This window comes from Myroides albus (assembly GCF_024722315.1).
GTDB lineage: Bacteria > Bacteroidota > Bacteroidia > Flavobacteriales > Flavobacteriaceae > Flavobacterium > Flavobacterium album_A.
The window spans coordinates 2,706,891-2,727,387 of the sequence record NZ_CP102754.1 but is presented as its reverse complement, the minus strand read 5'-3'; the positions used below and the strand labels follow the sequence as shown (position 1 = coordinate 2,727,387).

18 protein-coding genes are annotated in these 20,497 nt (G+C 33.7%); 14 read left to right on the top strand and 4 right to left on the bottom strand.

Annotation, left to right across the window (positions count from 1 at the left end; translation table 11 throughout):
• Positions 1 to 87 precede the first annotated feature (87 nt).
• Positions 88 to 1,536, top strand: a complete 1,449-nt coding sequence (locus tag NWE55_RS12360; RefSeq protein ID WP_155091220.1) for a glyceraldehyde-3-phosphate dehydrogenase — start codon at positions 88 to 90, stop codon at positions 1,534 to 1,536.
• 150 nt (positions 1,537 to 1,686) lie between these two features.
• Here the strand turns inward: NWE55_RS12360 and NWE55_RS12355 are convergent, their stop codons facing one another.
• Entirely contained in the window at positions 1,687 to 3,303 is a 1,617-nt protein-coding gene (locus NWE55_RS12355) for an ABC-F family ATP-binding cassette domain-containing protein (protein ID WP_160339214.1), read from the bottom strand.
• A 181-nt stretch (positions 3,304 to 3,484) separates the two neighbouring features.
• Between NWE55_RS12355 and NWE55_RS12350 the strand changes: the two genes are divergently transcribed.
• A complete protein-coding gene (locus tag NWE55_RS12350) occupies positions 3,485 to 4,906 on the top strand; it encodes a TlpA family protein disulfide reductase (RefSeq protein ID WP_258204110.1) in 1,422 nt (473 codons plus the stop codon).
• Positions 4,907 to 5,040: 134 nt separating this feature from the next.
• On the opposite strand, the gene NWE55_RS12345 is transcribed toward NWE55_RS12350, so the two are convergent.
• Entirely contained in the window at positions 5,041 to 5,430 is a 390-nt protein-coding gene (locus NWE55_RS12345) for a group III truncated hemoglobin (protein ID WP_155091217.1), read from the bottom strand.
• A gap of 63 nt (positions 5,431 to 5,493) precedes the next feature.
• On the opposite strand from NWE55_RS12345, the gene NWE55_RS12340 reads away from it, so the two are divergent.
• From NWE55_RS12340 to NWE55_RS12325, 4 genes are read left to right on the top strand one after another with little or no spacing between them, the layout of a single operon-like run.
• Entirely contained in the window at positions 5,494 to 6,243 is a 750-nt protein-coding gene (locus NWE55_RS12340) for a Rossmann-like and DUF2520 domain-containing protein (protein ID WP_155091216.1), read from the top strand.
• On the top strand, positions 6,243 to 6,770 hold the full coding sequence (locus NWE55_RS12335; protein WP_155091215.1) for a KdsC family phosphatase: 528 nt from the start codon (positions 6,243 to 6,245) through the stop codon (positions 6,768 to 6,770). The genes NWE55_RS12340 and NWE55_RS12335 overlap by 1 nt, the downstream gene beginning before the upstream one ends.
• A gap of 13 nt (positions 6,771 to 6,783) precedes the next feature.
• Positions 6,784 to 7,371 carry a Maf family nucleotide pyrophosphatase gene (locus NWE55_RS12330; RefSeq protein ID WP_155091214.1) on the top strand — a complete coding sequence of 196 codons (588 nt, stop codon included), beginning with the start codon at positions 6,784 to 6,786 and terminating at the stop codon, positions 7,369 to 7,371.
• 1 nt (position 7,372) lies between these two features.
• Positions 7,373 to 7,900 carry a mechanosensitive ion channel domain-containing protein gene (locus NWE55_RS12325; RefSeq protein WP_155091213.1) on the top strand — a complete coding sequence of 176 codons (528 nt, stop codon included), beginning with the start codon at positions 7,373 to 7,375 and terminating at the stop codon, positions 7,898 to 7,900.
• A gap of 737 nt (positions 7,901 to 8,637) precedes the next feature.
• Here NWE55_RS12325 and NWE55_RS12320 read toward each other — a convergent pair.
• Positions 8,638 to 9,246, bottom strand: coding sequence for a trimeric intracellular cation channel family protein (locus tag NWE55_RS12320; RefSeq protein WP_155091212.1), 609 nt, complete (start codon positions 9,244 to 9,246; stop codon positions 8,638 to 8,640).
• Between the two features lie 15 nt (positions 9,247 to 9,261).
• A complete protein-coding gene (locus tag NWE55_RS12315; protein ID WP_258204109.1) occupies positions 9,262 to 9,996 on the bottom strand; it encodes an RDD family protein in 735 nt (244 codons plus the stop codon).
• Positions 9,997 to 10,020: 24 nt separating this feature from the next.
• Between NWE55_RS12315 and NWE55_RS12310 the strand changes: the two genes are divergently transcribed.
• The 8 genes from NWE55_RS12310 (at position 10,021) to NWE55_RS12275 (ending at position 20,494) form a co-directional block, all read left to right on the top strand.
• A complete protein-coding gene (locus NWE55_RS12310; RefSeq protein ID WP_258204108.1) occupies positions 10,021 to 10,989 on the top strand; it encodes a stage II sporulation protein M in 969 nt (322 codons plus the stop codon).
• A gap of 106 nt (positions 10,990 to 11,095) precedes the next feature.
• Positions 11,096 to 11,926: a DUF4129 domain-containing protein gene (locus NWE55_RS12305; protein WP_258204107.1), complete on the top strand. Its 831-nt coding sequence runs from the start codon at positions 11,096 to 11,098 to the stop codon at positions 11,924 to 11,926.
• Entirely contained in the window at positions 11,919 to 13,127 is a 1,209-nt protein-coding gene (locus tag NWE55_RS12300; RefSeq protein WP_258204106.1) for a DUF4350 family protein, read from the top strand. Before NWE55_RS12305 ends, NWE55_RS12300 begins: the two co-directional genes overlap by 8 nt.
• 7 nt (positions 13,128 to 13,134) lie before the next feature.
• Complete coding sequence (locus tag NWE55_RS12295) at positions 13,135 to 14,133, top strand: AAA family ATPase (RefSeq protein ID WP_258204105.1); 999 nt, start codon at positions 13,135 to 13,137, stop codon at positions 14,131 to 14,133.
• A 14-nt stretch (positions 14,134 to 14,147) separates the two neighbouring features.
• A complete protein-coding gene (locus NWE55_RS12290) occupies positions 14,148 to 15,482 on the top strand; it encodes a DUF58 domain-containing protein (protein WP_155091206.1) in 1,335 nt (444 codons plus the stop codon).
• Between the two features lies 1 nt (position 15,483).
• Positions 15,484 to 16,281 (top strand): TrmH family RNA methyltransferase, encoded by a 798-nt coding sequence (locus NWE55_RS12285; protein ID WP_258204104.1) that lies wholly within the window; start codon positions 15,484 to 15,486, stop codon positions 16,279 to 16,281.
• 1,346 nt (positions 16,282 to 17,627) lie between these two features.
• Positions 17,628 to 19,847, top strand: coding sequence for a RelA/SpoT family protein (locus tag NWE55_RS12280; protein ID WP_155091204.1), 2,220 nt, complete (start codon positions 17,628 to 17,630; stop codon positions 19,845 to 19,847).
• Between the two features lie 167 nt (positions 19,848 to 20,014).
• Complete coding sequence (locus NWE55_RS12275; protein WP_155091203.1) at positions 20,015 to 20,494, top strand: Fur family transcriptional regulator; 480 nt, start codon at positions 20,015 to 20,017, stop codon at positions 20,492 to 20,494.
• The last annotated feature ends 3 nt before the right edge of the window (positions 20,495 to 20,497 follow it).

Below are 20,497 nucleotides of genomic sequence, written 5' to 3'. Positions count from 1 at the left end.
TCGAAAGAGGTCTTTTTATTTTTAACTCTTGATTTATTCGACAAAAAAGCAGACTTTTGCACTAATTTTATACAACACAATCTTATAATGAAAAATACAAGTTTATACGAAAAGGAATTGGCTTTTCAAGCAGATCGCAGAAAAGCATGTGTAGAGTTCATCAAAATCGTTAGCGATTTATGGTATGATAAATCTATTGAACTTTTAATGTTCCGCAATCAACTAATTGACCGTAGTGTTAGCGACATTATTAATCTTCATGAGTATGCTGCAAAATTTGTAGGAAAACCAATTAACATTTTCGACTCTGTAGAAATCGCTAAAGCTATTCAACAAGCTGATTTACCGCCTTCAAGAATAGATATCGGAAGACTGACTTACGAATACCACTTAGAAGACAATAAACACAATAATGCTTTAGGTTTCGTTGTAAGTAAATTAAAAGATGCTAAAGAAACTGAACAAATCGTACCAAAAGATGTTGTATTATATGGATTTGGACGTATTGGTCGTTTATTAGCTCGTGAATTAATGAATAAAATTGGTAAAGGACAACAAATGCGTCTTAGAGCAATTGTAACTCGTGATAAAAACGATCCAATTCTTTTAGAAAAACGCGCTTCTTTACTTAAATATGACTCAGTACACGGTGACTTTGAAGGTTCTGTAATCGCTGATCATGAAAACAATGCTTTAATCATCAATGGTACAACAGTACACATGATTTCTGCAGGTTCTCCAGAAGAAATTGACTATACACAATACGATATTGACAATGCTTTAATCATCGATAATACTGGTGCTTTTAAAACAGATGAAGATCTAAAACGCCACTTGTCATCGAAAGGTGCTTCTAAAGTATTGTTAACTGCTCCTGGTAAAGGTGTTCCAAACATCGTTCACGGAGTAAATCACACAGAATACGATCCAGCTCAAGTAGATATTTGGTCTGCAGCATCTTGTACTACAAATGCTATTACACCTATCTTAAAAGTAATGGAAGACAACTTCGGTGTGGTAAAAGGACACTTAGAGACAATCCACGCTTATACAAATGACCAAAACTTAGTAGACAATATGCACAAAAAATACCGTCGTGGTAGAGCTGCTGCACTAAACATGGTTATTACTGAAACAGGTGCTGGAAGCGCTGTTGCTAAGGCTTTACCTTCTTTAGCTGGTAAATTAACTTCAAATGCTATCCGTGTACCGGTTCCTAACGGATCATTAGTGGTATTAAACTTAGAAGTAGAAAAAAATACTACAGTTGAGGAGTTAAACGAAACAATGCGCAAGGCTGCTCTTAATGGTGATTTAGTAGAGCAAATCAAATATTCAATCAACAACGAACTTGTATCATCTGATATTGTTGGTACTTCGGCTCCATCTATCTTTGATAGTAAAGCTACAATTGTATCAGCAGATGGTAAAAACGTTGTAATGTATGTTTGGTATGATAATGAATATGGTTACAGCCATCAAGTTATTCGCTTAGCTAAATACATCGCTCAAGTTAGACGTTATACTTACTATTAATAGATAGAAGTCATTCTATTACAAAAAATAGTTCAGTTAAAAAGCTGAACTATTTTTTTTGTTATAAACTGTTTCTAAAAATGGTGTTACTAATCAAAATGAAGTGCATAAAAAAAGTCCTACTTTAAACAGTAGGACTTTGATATTTAATTAAGAATACATCTTTTCTCTTAACTCTTTTACTTTTGGATCATCTAAGTAATCGTCAAAAGTCATATATCTATCAATTACACCATTTGGAGTTAATTCTAAAATACGAGTACCAACCGTCTGAGCAAACTCATGGTCATGCGTCGTTAATAGAATAGTCCCCTTAAAGTTCTTCAACGTATTGTTGAATGCTGTAATAGACTCCAAATCTAAGTGGTTAGTTGGCTCATCTAACATCAATACATTAGCTCTCATCATCATCATACGAGATAACATACAACGTACCTTTTCTCCTCCTGATAACACACGCCCAGTTTTAAGCGCTTCCTCTCCAGAGAAAATCATCTTTCCTAAGAAACCACGTACATAAACCTCATCTCTTTCTTCTTCTGTTTTAGCCCATTGGCGTAACCAGTCTACTAAAGTTAAGTCGTTATCAAAAAACTCGTGGTTTTCTACTGGCAAATAAGATTGAGTAGTAGTAATACCCCATTCAAACTTCCCTGCATCTGCTTGTTTATTTCCATTCAAAATTTCATAAAAAGCGGTTGTAGCACGAGAGTCTTTAGAAATAACAACTAACTTATCTCCTTTAGCCATGTTCAGATTCACATCCTTGAACAATACTTCTCCATCTACAGAAGCAGCAAGTCCTTCGATATTCAAGATTTGATCTCCTGCCTCTCTATCTTGATCAAAAATAATAGCAGGGTATCTTCTTGATGATGGTTTAATATCATCTAATTTTAATTTGTCAATCATTTTCTTACGAGAAGTAGCCTGTTTAGACTTTGCTACGTTCGCACTAAAACGACGAATAAACTCTTCCAATTCAGCCTTTTTCTCCTCTGCTTTCTTGTTTTGTTGAGCTCTTTGTTTAGCCGCTAATTGACTTGACTCGTACCAGAAAGTATAGTTACCAGAATAGTGGTTAATCTTACCAAAGTCAATATCAGATACATGCGTACACACAGCATCTAAAAAGTGACGGTCGTGAGACACAACAAGAACTGTATTTTCGTAATGAGCTAAGAAATTCTCTAACCAACCAATTGTCTCAAAATCCAAGTCGTTGGTAGGCTCATCCATGATCAACACGTCTGGATTACCAAATAAAGCCTGTGCTAATAATACACGTACCTTTAATTTAGCATCCATTTCCGCCATTGTCGTATAGTGAAACTCTTCGTTGATTCCCAAGTTAGATAACATAGTAGCTGCATCAGATTCAGCGTTCCATCCGCCCATCTCATCAAAGCGAATTTGCAACTCACCTATTCTATCAGCATTTTCATCTGTATAGTTTAGGTAAAGCTCATCCATCTCTTTCTTTACATTATACAAATCCTTGTTACCCATCATTACAGTCTCTAAAACTGTATACTCGTCAAACATATTGTGGTTCTGGTTAAGAACAGACATACGCTTTCCTGGTTCTAAAGAAACATGTCCTGATGTAGGATCTATCTCTCCAGATAATATTTTTAAGAATGTAGATTTACCAGCACCATTAGCACCAATAATCCCATAGCAGTTACCTTGTGTAAAAGTTACATTAACTTCGTCAAATAAAACTCGTTTACCAAACTGAACTGACAGATTCGAAACTGTTAACATTATTATCTATTGATTTAAATTGCCGACAAAATTAATAAAATTATCCCACATATAAGATTAATTCTCAATACTTCCTTAATATCGCATTTTAACAGCTTGTTAACGACGATTGCCAACATGAAAACTTACATTTGCTATAGCGCGCATTTTAAAAGACCAATTTAAGAGGCTTTTTATAACAATGAATATTCAAACTATAAGTAAAAATATATTTTTTGCTGTAATACCTATTACACTATCTGTTACTTCTTGTCAACCCAAATTTGACGATAGTGATTACAGTGCCTATTTTCAGGGTGAAATAGTAAACCCCAACAGTGACTATGTCTTATTTTGCAAAGACAATGAGGTCTTAGATACACTCTATTTAGACCAGCACAACAAGTTTTCACATAAGTTTGATTCATTGACTCCTGGGATGTATATCTACAGACACAGACCCGAATTTCAATATGTTTACTTGGACAAGAATGACAGTTTAAACCTTCGTTTGAATACTCGTGATTTTGACCATTCTATTATTTTTTCTGGACGTGGAGCTGAAAAGAATAATTTCTTGATGGCTTTAAACATGAAAAATCTTGTGGACGAAAACTATAAATACGAGAATTACGACTTGGAACCAGGAGCATTTCTTCGCAAGCTTGATTCAACGCACGCAGCAAGAACAACCTATTACCTTAGAAGTAAAACACTCATTGGGTGGTCTAATGACTTTGACATTTATGCTAAAGCAAAATTGGATTTACACTTTTTTGCTCAAAAGGAAATATACCCTTTAGCTCACTACATTAGAACAAATCAAGATATACGTCAAAATTTACCAGAAGATTACTACAGTTTTAGAAAGAAAATCAACTTCAACGAGGAAAGATTGATCAGTTATTCTTCTTATACCCGATACCTATCCATGATGCTTAACTCAGTTACCAATGAAACTGAAATTGATTTTGACGCATCGAGAAAATTTGATAAGAACATTGAAAAACTAAATATAGTAGATACTTTAATCAAGAATAAAAAAGTCAAAAATGCTATTTTAGACAATATTGCCTTTATATACTTATTAGAAGATCAGAACTTAAACAACAATGACAAGTTCTTAGACCGATACTTCGAACTTTCTACAGATAAATCACAGCACGGGGAGATTATACAAATCCAAGAAGCTGTTCAAAATCTCAAATACGAAAAACGCTTGCCAAATGTTCCCTTAGTAAATACTGATGGAATACCGGTAGAGGTAAATAATATAATAAGCAAACCAACCTTAATGTTTGTCTGGACCAAAAACACACTTGGTCACGCAGATGGTGCACACAGAAGAGCAATGCAGTTATTGGATCAAAATCCAGATATACAAATTATCTCTGTTTGCATTGATGGAGAGCACACTGAGTGGGTAAAGTTTGTCAGCAAGTATAAACATGCTAATTTAATTGAATTAAGGAGTACAGATTTTAATCAAATGAAAGACAAGTGGATCATTACAAAAATCCAAAGAAGTATTGTCTTAAACGCAGATGGTACAATTAAAAATGCATTTGTCAATATCTTTGACCGAAATATTGCAACAACGATAAAAGAAAAAAAGGAAGATTAATCTTCCTTTTTTCTTTTATAAACGTTTGATTAACTACTTTTTTTGCCAAAAAAGCTCAAGGGTTTTACTAACTCACTGTTCTGTATTTTGACAAACACAGGATAAATTGAAATACTTTACCCCACAAAAATTCTTTACATCAATGGCTTACCACCAAATTCTCGAAAGTACTCTATTTTACTTAAAAACATAGCTGCCATTTTCTCCGCTCTCCACTTCGCCTCATCGGCAATCTTACCTTCATATAGCTCATCAACTGTACCGTTAAAGATTACTTTCCAAGTTTCGAAATGCTCAGTATTCACTGGTAACTGAGCGTGAGGAGGAAAAGGCTTACCTCTATAAGTGTATTCCTCTAATAAAATAGTCTGCCAAAAGCTGTACATTTTCTCCAAGTGCTCTGGCCATTTCCCTTCTAACTTACTATTAAAAATAGGCCCTATCATTTCATTTTCTTGTACTCGTCCATAAAAGGTATCGACAAGTATCTTGATATCTTCTAAAGTTTCTATATCCTTTTTCATCTTAAATTGCTTAATTTTACAAAAATTGTTCCAATTGAAAAAACTGTTTGCTAAGTACTTATTATGATTACAATTTCAATCTTAGGAGCTGGTAAAGTAGCTCATCATCTTATTCTAAATATCTTAGAACAAGACAACCTAACACTGCAACAAGTGTATGCACGAAGCAAAAACAAAGTTAACGACTTAGTTTCTGAGAATCAAATAATAACAGACATCAATTTGCTAAAGCCTGCAGATATTTTTATCATTGCAGTCAGCGATGATGCTATTGCAGAAGTGTCCAATGCCATTCCTTTTGACAATGCCTTTGTAGTTCATACTTCAGGTACACAGTCAATGGATATTATACAGAAAACAAACCGCAAAGGAGTACTTTATATGTTGCAAACCTTTTCGTATGACAAAGAAGTTGACTTTTCCAAAATGCCTTTTTGTTTAGAAGCGGCTAAACCTACTGACTTCAAACTACTGGATAAAATTGCCATTTGTTTCTCTGAAAAAGTATACAAGATTAGCTCTGAACAAAGAAAAGTAATTCATTTAGCGGCAGTATTTGTAAACAACTTTACTAATCACCTATGCACTTTGGCTGAAGACATCTGTAAGAAAAACAGCGTTCCCTTTGACATTCTCAAGCCACTAATAGCGGAAACTGCTGAGAAACTACAAGTACTTTCTCCAAAAGAAGCACAAACAGGACCTGCAGCAAGAAAGGATATAGGCACGATTGACAGTCATCTTCAAATGCTTGAAGGAACAAACGAAAAAGAAATTTATCAATTAATAACTAATTCAATACTAAATAGATAATGTCAAAACACTTCAAAGAAATAATGAATGACATCACTACGTTTATTTTAGACGTAGATGGTGTACTTACAGATGGTTCAGTACACGTAGCACAAGATGGCAACTTACTTAGAGTGATGAGTATCCGAGATGGGTATGCAATCAAAGCAGCAATCGAACACGGTTATAACGTATTTATCATCTCAGGAGGAAATAACGAAGGTGTACGCATTAGATTGCAAAACTTAGGAGTTAAAGACATACACATGAGTGTATCTAATAAAGTTGAAGTATTCGATCAACTTCTTGCTAAATACAACCTTAACGCTGAAAACGTAATGTATATGGGTGATGACATACCAGACTACCACGTTATGCAAAAAGCGGCTCTACCTACTTGCCCACAAGATGCAGTACCAGAGGTAAAAAGTGTAGCTAAATACATTTCGCATGTCAATGGAGGAAAAGGCGCAGTAAGAGAAGTCATCGAACAAGTGATGAAAACACAACAAAAATGGTTTCAGCACTTTGATGCTAAATACGATTAATTAATTCACGCGAATGTTATCACAAATATTTAAAGATTACAATATTGTACTTGGTTCAAACTCACCAAGGCGAAAACAATATATGCAAGACTTGCAAATTCCTTTTACAGTAAGAGCATCGGATATTGATGAAACGTATCCAAGTACACTGCAAAGGGAAGCTATTACGGACTTTATCGCTAATGCAAAATCTCAAGCGATTCCACTATTGGCTCACAATGAAATAATCATTACTAGTGATACCACAGTTTGGAATAATCATACCTCTTTAGGAAAACCTGTAGATCGTCAAGAGGCCTACACCATGATAAAGGGGATGTCTGGTAAACAACACGAAGTAATAACATCTGTGTGTCTAAGAAGCAAGAACAAAATCAAGATATTTAATTGTATTACTAAAGTTGATTTTATCGAATTGTCTGATGAGGCTATCTACTTTTATATAGATACATACAAACCCTATGACAAAGCTGGCGCTTATGGTATTCAGGAGTGGATTGGGCTTATAGGAATCTCTAAAATTGACGGTTCATACACCAATATCGTAGGATTACCTACAACAGAATTAGTACAAGAATTGATCGCTTTTATAAAAGAATAATATGCTACACATTTATTATCCGAAAATAGTTATTACAGCAATAATCATTATACTTTATTTTCCTTGTCGAAAATTAGTATCGTATATCATACGCTCCTTTTCTAACAAAGAGAAGCGTAAAGACAACAGAGTTATTTTGGTCATAAGATTATTCAATACACTCTTATTGGTTTTGTTTCTGATACTAATCTTAACCATTTGGGGAGTACAGCCCGAAAACTTTATGCTTACACTGACATCGGTATTTACAGTAATAGGTGTAGCGATGTTTGCTCAATGGTCTTTGCTAAGTAATATAACAGCAGGAATACTCTTATTCTTTTCATTTCCATTTAGAATTGGAGATGTAATACGAATACAAGATAAAGATTTTCCAATTGAAGGAACTATTACAGATATAAAAGCATTCTGTACAATAATAATTTCCAAAGAAAACGAAAAGATCTCTTATCCCAACAGTTTACTGCTACAGAAAGGGATTGTCATTGTTTCAAAAGAAGAATCTGAAGAAAATTTTCCTACAATATAAAATATTGGCATAGAAATTGTTTTTAAGCTAAACGGTTTTAATAGTCAAATGGTAGTGGTTAAGGCTAGTTATGGACCCTTTCTGTAACTAGCTTTTTTTGATTTTTGATTTGAAACTTTTTCATAACAATTTAATATTTATACTGTTTAGAATACCCCCATTATTCTAAAGTAAAAAGCGAAGTTTGTCTTTACATTCTTCGCTTTTTTATTGTTAAAACATAAATACTTAGTAAGGCCCTTACAAATATCAGGTTACCTACACAGAGTAAAGATCAAGCCTAAAGTAATGTTCAACTTACAAAATAGCTTCCTTAAATCCCATTACTTCAATGCGGATTAACTTTAACAGTAAAAGGTTCCACAACAATACGAGCATTTCATTAAAGCAATTCACGATTTAACTATTGTGTATACTAAGTTCATTGATACTCTTAATACGCTTATTTTACATCATCACAAAGTCACTCCTTAAATCTACTTTTTGTTCCTTTAAAAGGGAATAATGTAAAAGTTACACACCGGCATATCAGACGACATCTACTACAAGAATGCCCCAATTAAGTATTTAGGATAGAAAATTGACAACAAGACACACCGTAAAGATTGACAACACTCCTTTTCTAACTTAACAACAAACTTCCCTGTTTTGCCATTGCCTACTAACAATATGCAAAAAAATAGCCCAATCCTTTGGTTAAGGGATTGGGCTATATATTTCTTCAACGATGCATTGCTTTAGTCATGAGCAAATGGCAAACTCCATTTATACTTAACTGATAGCGCACGAATAATCATGATTGTACCAGCCGTAGCAATGTAAATCACATCCTTCTGCAATTGAAAATAATGTAAAAAGTAATACATCCCCCCACCTAAAATACAAGCAGTTGCATATATTTCTTTTCTAAAGATAATTGGAATCTTATTGGCTAAGATATCCCTAATTACCCCACCGAAACAAGCGGTAATTGTCCCTAAAGTAACGCAGATAACGGGGTGTAGCCCAATCCTCATTCCCTTTTCGATACCAATAAGAGTAAAGACAGCTATACCAATAGTGTCAAATAAAAATAGCGAATAGCGAAGCACATTGAATTTCTTGTAAAATACAATAGCCATGGCAACCCCAATAAGTGTAACGTAGAAATAACTCAAGTTAGTCAACCACATCACAGGAGTAAACCCAATCATCATATCCCGAATGGTTCCGCCTCCTATGGCTGTTGCAAATGCCAATATGGTCATTCCAAAAAGATCTAACCTACGTTCACGACCAGCCAATGCGCCGGAAATAGCAAATGCTAAGGTTCCGAGCAAGTCTAAAATCTCGAAAAAACTAAACATTAAATGAATAAAAAATTAAATTCTTGCAGTTAAATAATTGTAGTCTTTCAGTACTACTTCAATAAATTCTTGATTACTGTAGTGCTTAACATCGACAGACATAACCTCTGTTACTTTATTGACTAATTTGCGAAGCAATCGAGAATCTCTGTTTTTCTTATACAAAAGGTAAGTATCTTTGATAATGCGCAAATCATTATCTGAGAGATTCAAAACTTGATTATAGACAGGAACGTAAGTATCCTCAACTTCTTGAAAGATCGTAGCTGAGAAATCCGTTCTTTCCTTATAAATTATAACGGCAGTACCTGCTAACATATCCCCTAACCTTTGGTTTTTCTTTGAAAAAGACATTGAAACAAGACCAATCAATGCACTAAAACTGTAAATATCAACCAGGTTCATAATCCATCGAATAGCATAATCCATAATTGTGGCTTGATAACCATCTATTTTAATCACACGTATTTTGGCTATCTTTTTACCAGGAGTAAACCCTTGTAGCACAATTTCAAAAAATAATGTATAAAAAATTACAGGAGCATATAACACAATAATTATTGCCATCTGTGACCAACTATCCATTACATTGTCAAACAAATAAAAACCATCGAATAACTTTATGATTAGAACAATATAGCACACTTTAAACAAAGTATCTAAAAAAAAAGCCATCACTCGGCTACCAACTTGAGCACTTTTAAACTCTAATTGTATATGTTGTGTTGTATTTATTGTTAAATTAGCCATAATATTTCAAAACATTTTCACTTCATGCGAGAAGTTGCTTTTATAAAACAAAATAAAGATCAATGGTTAGCTTTTGAAAAAACGATATTTTCAAATCAAACTCAAAAACCTGATTTCTTAGCGGACATGTACATTCAGATAATGAATGACTTATCATACGCGCAGACTTTTTACCCTAAAAGTAAAGTTACGCAATATCTAAACAATTTAGCTGCACAAACTTATCAAAAAATTTACAAACTAAAACGCATTGAAGAGAATAGAATTTCATATTTTTTTAAGACAGAAGTTCCATTAACGATATACCAATACAGAAATTACTTAAAATTCTCTGTTTTAGCCTTTTTAATTATTACGGCCATTGGAGTGATTTCTGCGCATTATGATTTAAACTTTAGTAGAGCTATTTTAGGTGATAGTTATGTAAATATGACCCTTAACAATATAGAGAGTGGCGATGTTATGGGGGTTTATAAATCTGGAAGTAATTGGGGGAGTTTTATTAGTATAACTGCAAATAACCTTAACGTTGGACTGCGTTTTTTTGTTTATGGTGTATTTGGCGGAATTGGAACGTTATTTTTTCTATTCCAAAATGCGATCATGCTAGGAACATTCCAATATCTATTTGTACAACACAATGCTTTTATGGATAGCTTCAGAGGTATTTGGTTACATGGAGCGATGGAAATAACAGCGATGGTTATCGAAGCTTTTGCAGGTTTTATTTTTGGTGGAAGTTTACTGTTTCCAAAAACATTTTCGAGAATGAACTCTTTTAAAATCGGCTTTAAAGCTGGGTTCAAAATATTTATAGCGACAATTCCCTTTACTATTGCAGCCGGGTTTATTGAAGGATATATAACAAGATATGCCAAAGAGATGCCCGATATCATTAATTACTTGATTATTTTCGGAACCTTGGGAATAATTGTTTATTACTTTTTTATTTATCCTTACAAGGTACATCGAAAACTTAATCCTCTACACTAACCTAACTATTACAAGATTGAAAATGAAATGTGTGATAACACTACAGCATAATTAAACTTGTTTGTGAGACACAAAATCATTTAGACTAATACGCAAAGCACAGCACATGAATAGTAAATTAATCAATATATATATCTTTTTTAGTTGTCTTATTCTAACTATACCCTATGGCTATAGTCAGCAAGTAGAAACTTATCTTGATTCCATAGCAGAAAAACCATATGGAGTAATTGGCCAAAAAGAATCAAAACCATGGACATACGACCTACCCCTAACAGTAGATACGGATTCTGCTCTTACTTTAAGGAAATTTAGAAGTGACTACAAAAAGAGATATTTAGAAGATAAGGATTTCCAATATGATGAATCCTTAGTTGTCCGTGACAATTTCTTACAAAAAATATTAAAAGCAATAAATGAGTTCTTCGACAATATTTTTGGAAATAGAACGATCACTCATAACGATGTATCTAACGTTGTAACAGGGATGAGAATATTGGGGATATTAGTATTTTTCCTTATTGTTTACTATGTCATAAGAGCATTTATACAAAAAGATATTTATTGGGGATTCAAACGCAAAGGCAAGGACTTGCAATTTAAACTGCAAAATGCTGAGAATGATATTGAAAATGCTGATTTCCCTACATTGATAAAAGAAATGATTCAGCGAAAGGAATACAGAATTGGTATTCGCTTTTATTATTTATGGCTACTACAACATTTACAAGAACAAAACATCATTCAATGGCATGTGGACAAAACAAATACGGATTACTTACTGGAGATAAAGAATATCGAAACTAAAGAACAGTTTCAATATTTGTCTTATTTATACAATCACATTTGGTATGGAGAACACCTTATCACTGAAGAAGAATTCAACAAAGCCAAAGCAGCTTTTGACTTAACATTAAAACCAGGTAAAAATGAATAGTGCTACTAAAAAATTTATTATAGCAATTGTCGTAGTTATTGGACTGGTTGTAATCTTCAAAAAAAATCAAAAGCCACCCATTAGCTGGGAGGAGTCTTATAGTGTTACGGATAAGAATCCATACGGAATGTATATTCTAAATAAAGAAATTGACTTTTTATTTCCCAAGAATAAATTAAAACACGTAGGTCCAAAAACCTATACTTTCTTATCTCAAGAACGCTATGACACCAATGTAAAAACATCATTGATTAGTATCCGAAATCAAACTAATTTTGACGTTTATTTATTGGATCAACTCCTTGATTACGTTGAAAAAGGAAATACAGCTTTAGTATTTGAAAGGCTTGGCTCTGAAAGTTTAGCTGAATCCTTAAAAATTCACATTGTATCACCCGAAATAAGACAATATAAGAAAGACAATTACACCTTAGAGTTAACAAATAAGAATAATAATACTTCACGCTTTACCTTTGAGAACAATAACAGCAACGTATTTAAAATAAGTGACAGTGTCAAAAACAAAGTAAAAGTATTGGGATATAAAACGTTATTAGACGGCCAAAAACATCCTAATTTGATTGAGTACTCTTATGGAAAAGGTAAAATTATTTTGGGGACTGACTCAACTATCTTTACCAATTACAATATGTTAAAGAGTAATAATCACCTATACATTCAAGGTGTACTTTCTTATCTACCAGAGGATAGAATAACTTACTTTGTTACCGATAAGGACAGTGATTCACCTTTTAGTGATGATGATTCAATACTGAGCTTTATACTGAGAAACAAAGAACTTAGATGGGCGTGGTACCTTTGTCTAACCACCTTAATTGTCTTTGTCGTCTTTACAGCTAAACGCAAGCAACGAGTAGTACCTATTATAGTACCATTAACCAATACTACAGTAGATTTTACTAAGACAGTATCAAACCTGTATATTCAAAATAAAGATTATAGCGATATCATAAATAAGAGTATTATCTACAACTTAGAAAAGATCAGAAGGCTATATTGGATAGACACTTCCAAATTAGATGAAAAATTTGTAGAGTCTTATCATATCAAGACAAATAAGGATAGAAAGGATATTGTAGCCTATGTCAATTTTGTCAACGCATTTAGAAAAGCTAAATATGGGGCAAGTGAATCCGATTTAATAAAATTTAATAAACTTACAGAAAAAATAATTGACTAATTACACTATGGAAAACATACAAGAAAATACAGAAAACTTACAGTTTGAATCGCGTTTAGATTTGAGCTTATTGACACAAAAAGTTCAAGCGATCAAGCAAGAAGTTGCAAAAGTAATCGTCGGACAAGACAAGACAATTAATCAAATCTTAGCTTCGCTTTTATCAAATGGCCATATCCTCTTAGAGGGAGTTCCGGGAGTAGCCAAGACATTATCTGCTAAACTTATTTCGCAAACCATTAATATGGGCTTTAGTCGTATTCAGTTTACTCCGGATTTAATGCCTTCAGATATTCTTGGTACTTCGATCTTCAATGTTCAAAACAGTCAATTTGAGTTCAAAAAAGGACCTGTTTTTTCCAATATGATTCTGATTGACGAGATTAATCGCGCGCCAGCAAAAACGCAAGCAGCCTTGTTTGAGGTAATGGAAGAAAGACAAGTTACAATTGATAGTCACACCTATAAGATGGACCAACCTTTTATAGTTATTGCAACACAGAACCCTATCGAACAAGAAGGAACCTATCGATTACCCGAAGCACAACTTGACCGTTTCTTGTTTAAAATCAATATTGAATATCCGAATTTGGAAGAAGAAATTCAGATTATTGAAAAAGAACACACATTAGTGGATCAAACAAAATTGGAAAAAATTGACAAGGTAATCCAACCAGAGGAATTAGTAGCGTTTCAGAAATTAGTCAAACAGATTATTATCGAAAAGAACCTCATGGAGTACATTGCAAAAATTATTGCCAATACACGTACTAATCCCCTTTTATATTTGGGAGCATCTCCAAGAGCCTCTATTGCCATTTTAAATGCATCAAAGGCATTTGCAGCCTTAAATAACCGTGACTTTGTCACTCCTGAAGATATTAAAGAAGCAGTATACCCAGTTCTACAGCACAGGATTATTGTTTCTCCAGAAAGAGAGATGGAAGGCATGACAGCCAAAGACATTATTTATCAAATCGTAGAATCGATAGATATTCCAAGATAATTAAAAAGCATTGTATGTTGGATTTACTTAAACGATTATACCTTTTAAAAGGAGTATATATAGGCTTTGGAGTAATTATCTGCCTGTTCGTCATATCCTTTTTTGTACCAGTCCTCTACGATTTGGTATGGATATTACTATGGCTTTTCTTAATTGCAATATTGTCCGATATAATGGCTCTATTTTTAGGTAATAACAAAATAGTAGCTGAGAGAACACTACCTGAACGCCTGTCAAATGGAGATGAAAATCCAATAAAAATAGCTGTACAAAACAAATACACTTTTTCGATAGACTGTCAAATTATTGATGAAATCCCCTTTCAATTTCAAAAGCGAGATTTCACTATAAAACAAAGGATTAAAAGCAATGAAAAACAAAATTTTCAATACGCCTTAATTCCCAAAAAACGCGGAGTTTATCAATTCGGCAAACTTAATATTTTTGTTAATTCACCTTTAAAGTTAGTTGCAAAAAGATACACATTCTCAGACAAACAGAACTTGGCCTGCTATCCTTCTTTCATTCAAATGCAGAAGTACGACTTAATAGCTTTTTCTAAAAACAAATTTGCCTTTGGTTTAAAGAAAATACGCAAAATTGGTCAGACTACGGAATTTGAACAGATTAAGGAATATGTCATCGGAGATGATATACGCACTATCAACTGGAAAGCGACAGCTAAGCGAAATGAGTTAATGGTCAACCAATTTTTGGATGAAAACACAGAGAATGTTTACTGTATCCTGGACAAAGGTCGAACCATGCAAATGCCCTTTAATGGAATGACCTTATTAGATTATGCTATCAATTCAACTTTAGCATTGTCCAATGTCATCATTAAAAAAAATGACCGCATCGGTATGATGACTTTCTCGAATAAAGTAGAAAACAAAATTTTGGCTGAAAACAAAAAAAGTCACTTAACCAAAATAATAGAGCAACTCTACAGTATAGAAACAAACTTTAAGGAAAGTGATTTTGGATTGATTTACAACCAAATAAAATACAATATCACACATCGCAGTTTAATTATCTTATATACAAACTTCGAATCCCTATCGAATTTGAATAGACAGTTAAAGTACCTTAGAGCCATTGCTAAAAGTCATTTGTTATTAGTGGTCTTTTTCGAAAACACAGAACTTACAAAGCTTGCCAATAAAAAGGCATTAAATACCGATCATATATTTGACAAAGTTATCGCAGAAAAATTTAACTTTGAAAAGCGTTTAATCGTCAACGAACTTACCAAATACGGTATCATGTCTGTCCTAACCAAACCAGATGAATTGTCGATAAACACAATAAACAAATACCTCGAAATCAAGGCAAAAGGAAAGTTATAATATGATTACTAAAAAGATAGAAAGTCCTCAAAACAGCTTTATAAAAAGCATTGTACAACTGCAAGAAAAGTCAAAAAACAGACGACAATCTGGTACATTTTTAATTGAGGGCCTTCGAGAAATAGAATTAGCTACAAAAGGAAACTATCAAATAAACACTATTTTGTATCAAGCTGATATTATTTCTCTTGACCAATTAAAGCCATATCTGAATCAATCTACAGAATTAATAGAGATATCTAAAGAGGTCTATCAAAAACTTGCCTATCGAGATACCACAGAAGGAGTCTTGGCTATTGCACGAACAAAACAACTGAGCCTATCCGATTTAAAATTGTCAGATAACCCAGTTATTCTTGTAGCTGAAGCTACCGAAAAACCAGGGAATATAGGAGCAATATTGCGCACAGCTGATGCTGCAAATATAGATGCTGTTATCATCGCGAATCCCAGAACGGACCTGTACAATCCAAACGTCATTCGCTCAAGTGTAGGTTGCGTGTTTACCAACCAAATAGCCATGGCAAGTACAGAAGAAGCTATTGCTTTTTTAAAGCAAAAAAATATAGCCATTTATTGTGCTACTCTACAAGATTCGACCAGTTATCACACAAGAGATTACACCTCTGCAACTGCTTTTGTAGTTGGTACTGAAGCTACAGGACTTACACAGCCCTGGAGAGAGGCCAGTACTAAGAATATTATTATTCCAATGAGTGGAGAAATTGACTCCATGAATGTTTCAGTTGCGGCGGCGATTTTATTGTTTGAAGCAAAAAGACAAAGGGACTTTAAATAAAAACAAAAAAGCGATGAAGATCTCATCGCTTTTTTTGTGCCTTTCCAATACTATCACAATGAACTACTCTATAGATAATCTCAATGCAAATTCAGCATCCGAAAAGAGACAATGTAGAATAAGTGCTTATAATCCAAAAGGGACGATAGACCTATAAACGACAACTCATTTTACAAAATAAGTCAGCATTAGTAATACAAACATGCCATAATCCGGTTTTAGAGTTAATGAAGATTCAATGAAATAGCATTGCGTTGCGATATTGGGCTAACTCGGATTTTGAATTAATGATACTCATTCACAACTATAGACCCGAGGACACTTCAATATACACTATTCTCTAAATCACTAAGATGGTCGAAAAAAGAAAGCAGCCATAAAAAGCAGATTCCCATGCTTAATTAAGGGGGATTCCTTGCACTTTCTTGGGGATTTCTTGCAGTTTGCTTGGGGTTTACTGGTCAAAAGCGCGGTTTTCTCGAAGAAAGGTGCAAGAAAGGCGCAAGAAAAGTACCAGATACTCGCAATCTATCTCTTATCAGATGAGCACAAAGTGATAAGTAGCCCTTCCTATTATAAGTGTAAGTAATAGATCATCTACCTACCAGTTTTTAAAAGTGATATTCTGTTTCTTGTCAATTTGATTTTTAATAAACGTCGCCATTACTTCACGGATTCTGACAAAAAAGTAAAAATTAAATTACTGCTATTAGTGGGTAAAATACAGTTGAAGAAAAAAGTGCATACGCAAACGATACAAGAGTAAATTAAAGATTATACGAGAAATAGTATATCCCAAACACAGATTCCTCCAAGCATACTAATCACAACATCCCAATTAAAGATAGACAACTAACTTAAATCAAACACGTATAAGGATAGTGCCACAAACATTGCTCACCCTCCCGCTCTATTCCTTCCATTGTAACATCACCTTATTGTGCAGACACTTGATCTCAAGTAAAAATCACCAAACATCATAAGAGAAAAGCTAAATAAAATAATGAAGAAACAGAATTAAAGAGCAATTGCAATTATTTATAACGCAATAGAAATATCTATTGACAATACATAGAAAGTCAAATACAAAATCTTCAATTTAATCTTATATTTGTAAGAAGATTAACAATCTAAAAAAATTGCTACCCCCTATCAAATTACAAACCTACTTTTTCTATTTTCCCTTGGTAAAATAGATTCAAAAGCGTTTTTTTCATTTGGGAGATCAAAAAACTGAAAAAACTACGGCCAGTATAATAACTTTTAACAGTTGTCATACTAAGGCTAATTTGATTTTTTCATATATTTAATACAATATACAAACTCATTTAAGTGCTATTATTTTTATGACAGAGGAAGAGATTGAATTAGAGAACAAAGCGATTGCAAAAGAGTACAAAGAGTTACTGAAAATTAGTTATCAGACACTAAATGATGAAGATAAAAAACTAATTCGCAAAGCATTTGATGTTGCAGTAGAGGCGCACAAAGATCAAAGACGTAAATCAGGTGAAGCATATATCTTCCACCCTATTGCTGTGGCTAAAATAGTTGCCTCAGAGATTGGGTTGGGAGCCACTTCTATTGCCTCTGCATTAATGCATGATGTAGTAGAAGATACGGATATCACAGTCAAGCAAATTGAAGAATGGTTCAATCCTAAAATAGCTAAGATAGTTGAAGGTTTAACTAAAATGGCTTTATTAGAACCAGACCCGCATATTTCTATGCAAGCGGAAAACTACCGCAAGATGCTATTGACTTTAAATGATGATGTTCGCGTTATCCTAATTAAGATTGCCGACCGTTTGCACAATATGCAGACGATGGAGAGCATGGCAGACTACAAACAAGCTAAGATTGCTTCAGAAACCCTGTATATTTATGCCCCCCTTGCCCATCGTTTGGGGTTATTTAACATCAAAACTAAGTTAGAAGATCTCGGTTTAAAATATACTGAACCCCGTATATACAAGGATATTGTAAACAGAATGCAAGAATCTAATGAGGAGCAGCTTGCCTATATCAAATCAGTAACGGATATACTGAAAGAATCATTAGATGAAGAACAAATCGAGTATTCGATGAAGGGAAGACCTAAGTCGATTTACTCCATACGCAGAAAAATGAAGGCTCAAAATGTAACTTTTGATGAAGTATACGACAAATTTGCCCTTCGAATTATCTATAAATCAACACCACACGATGAAAAATTCATTGCGTGGAAAATATATTCCATTGTAACTGATCACTTTAGACCCAGCCCAAACAGGCTAAGGGATTGGATTTCTGCTCCTAAATCTACTGGTTATGAGGCCTTGCACATTACAGTGATGGGACCAAAAGGTAGATGGGTAGAAATACAGATTAGAAGTGAGCGAATGGATGAAATTGCAGAGAAAGGATATGCAGCTCACTATAAATACAAGCAGGGAATCACAGAAGAAAACAGCTTAGACAAGTGGCTTAACCAATTGAAAGAGGCCCTTGAAAATGCAGAGACAGATGCTGTAGACTTTGTAGAAGACTTCAAGTTAAGTTTATACGCAAAAGAGATTTACTTGTTTACGCCAAAAGGAGAGATTAAATCCCTTCCAAAAGGAGCGACTGCTTTAGACTTTGCCTTTTCTATTCACTCAGAAGTAGGCTTGAGAACAAGGGGAACACGCGTAAATGGACGATTGGTTCCTTTGAATCACGTTTTAGTAAGTGGTGATCAAGTAGAAGTTATCACCTCAGAAAGTAAAAAACCAAGTGTCAGCTGGTTAGACTATGTCACAACCTCAAGGGCGAGAAATAAAATAAAAAGTGCTTTAAATGAAGACACTAAGAAGATTGCCGATGATGGAAAAGAGCAACTACAGCGCAAGTTAAAACACCTTAAGGTGAATATGGATGAAAAAGTGATCAACGAAATGGTTGTTCACTTTAAACTAAAAACCAGTCAAGACCTGTTTTATCGCATTGGAGCTGGAGTGATAGACAATACACAGCTAAAAGAATATGCTTCTAACCGAAATAACACACTGTTTAATTTCTTCAAGAAGACTATTAAAAGAGCCCCTTCTATCCCTGCTATCAACAATGAAAGCAGCGATACTAAAACGCCTGACTTATTAGTATTTGGCAAAGAAAAAGAGAAATTAGACTACAAGTTAGCAACCTGTTGTAATCCAATCGCAGGAGATGACGTATTTGGATTTGTAACAATAAATGAAGGAATCAAAGTACATCGTACAGATTGTCCAAATGCCATCAGCATGCGTTCAAATTACGCTTATCGCATCATGAATGCACAATGGGTAGATTCTTCAACAGCAGCCAACTTTGAAGCGACAATTAATATCACAGGATTGGACTCAGCTGGACTTACTACAGAGATTACCAAAATAATCATGGAGAGTAAAGTGAGTAATATCAGAAGTATCTCATTAAGCGAAGATGCAGGAATATTTAAGGGATCAATCACTGTAATTGTACCAAATAATGATATTCTCAAGAAAATGATCAATAATATTAAAAAGATCGAAGGAATAGAAAAAGTAAGTAGAGTCAATCCAAATTAGGCCTTGAACAAGTCTAAACTAAGAGAAAGTACACTTTATAAGTTTTAAAAATGTATTTTTGAAAGATAAAAATAAGTAATAATTATAGCGACATAAATGTTCAATATGTAGTTTTATACAATTAAAAATAAAAATAGCTATATATTTGCAACTAAGTTATTTTTGATATGGGAAGTGAAAAAAATCAAGAAATAGTTAAGAACGTATTTACAAAGTTCTTAGAAGAAAAAGGACATCGTAAAACACCTGAAAGATTTGCTATTCTACAAGAGATCTACGATAGTGAAGAACATTTTGATATTGAGTCTTTGTATATCAAAATGAAAAATAAAAACTATCGCGTAAGTAGAGCAACTCTTTACAACACGATTGAAATCCTATTAGAATGTGGCTTAGTAAGACGTCATCAATTTGGTCAAAACCAAGCGCACTATGAGAAGTCTTACTTTGATAAACAACACGATCACATTATTATCACTGATACAGGTGAAGTAGTAGAATTTTGTGATCCGCGTATACAAACGATTAAAAAAACGATAGAAGATATATTCAATATCGAAATTCACAATCACTCTTTATACTTCTACGGAACAAGAAAGAAAACCGAAGAAGCTACACAAGAAGGTTCTGAAAGCACAAACAACTAATAA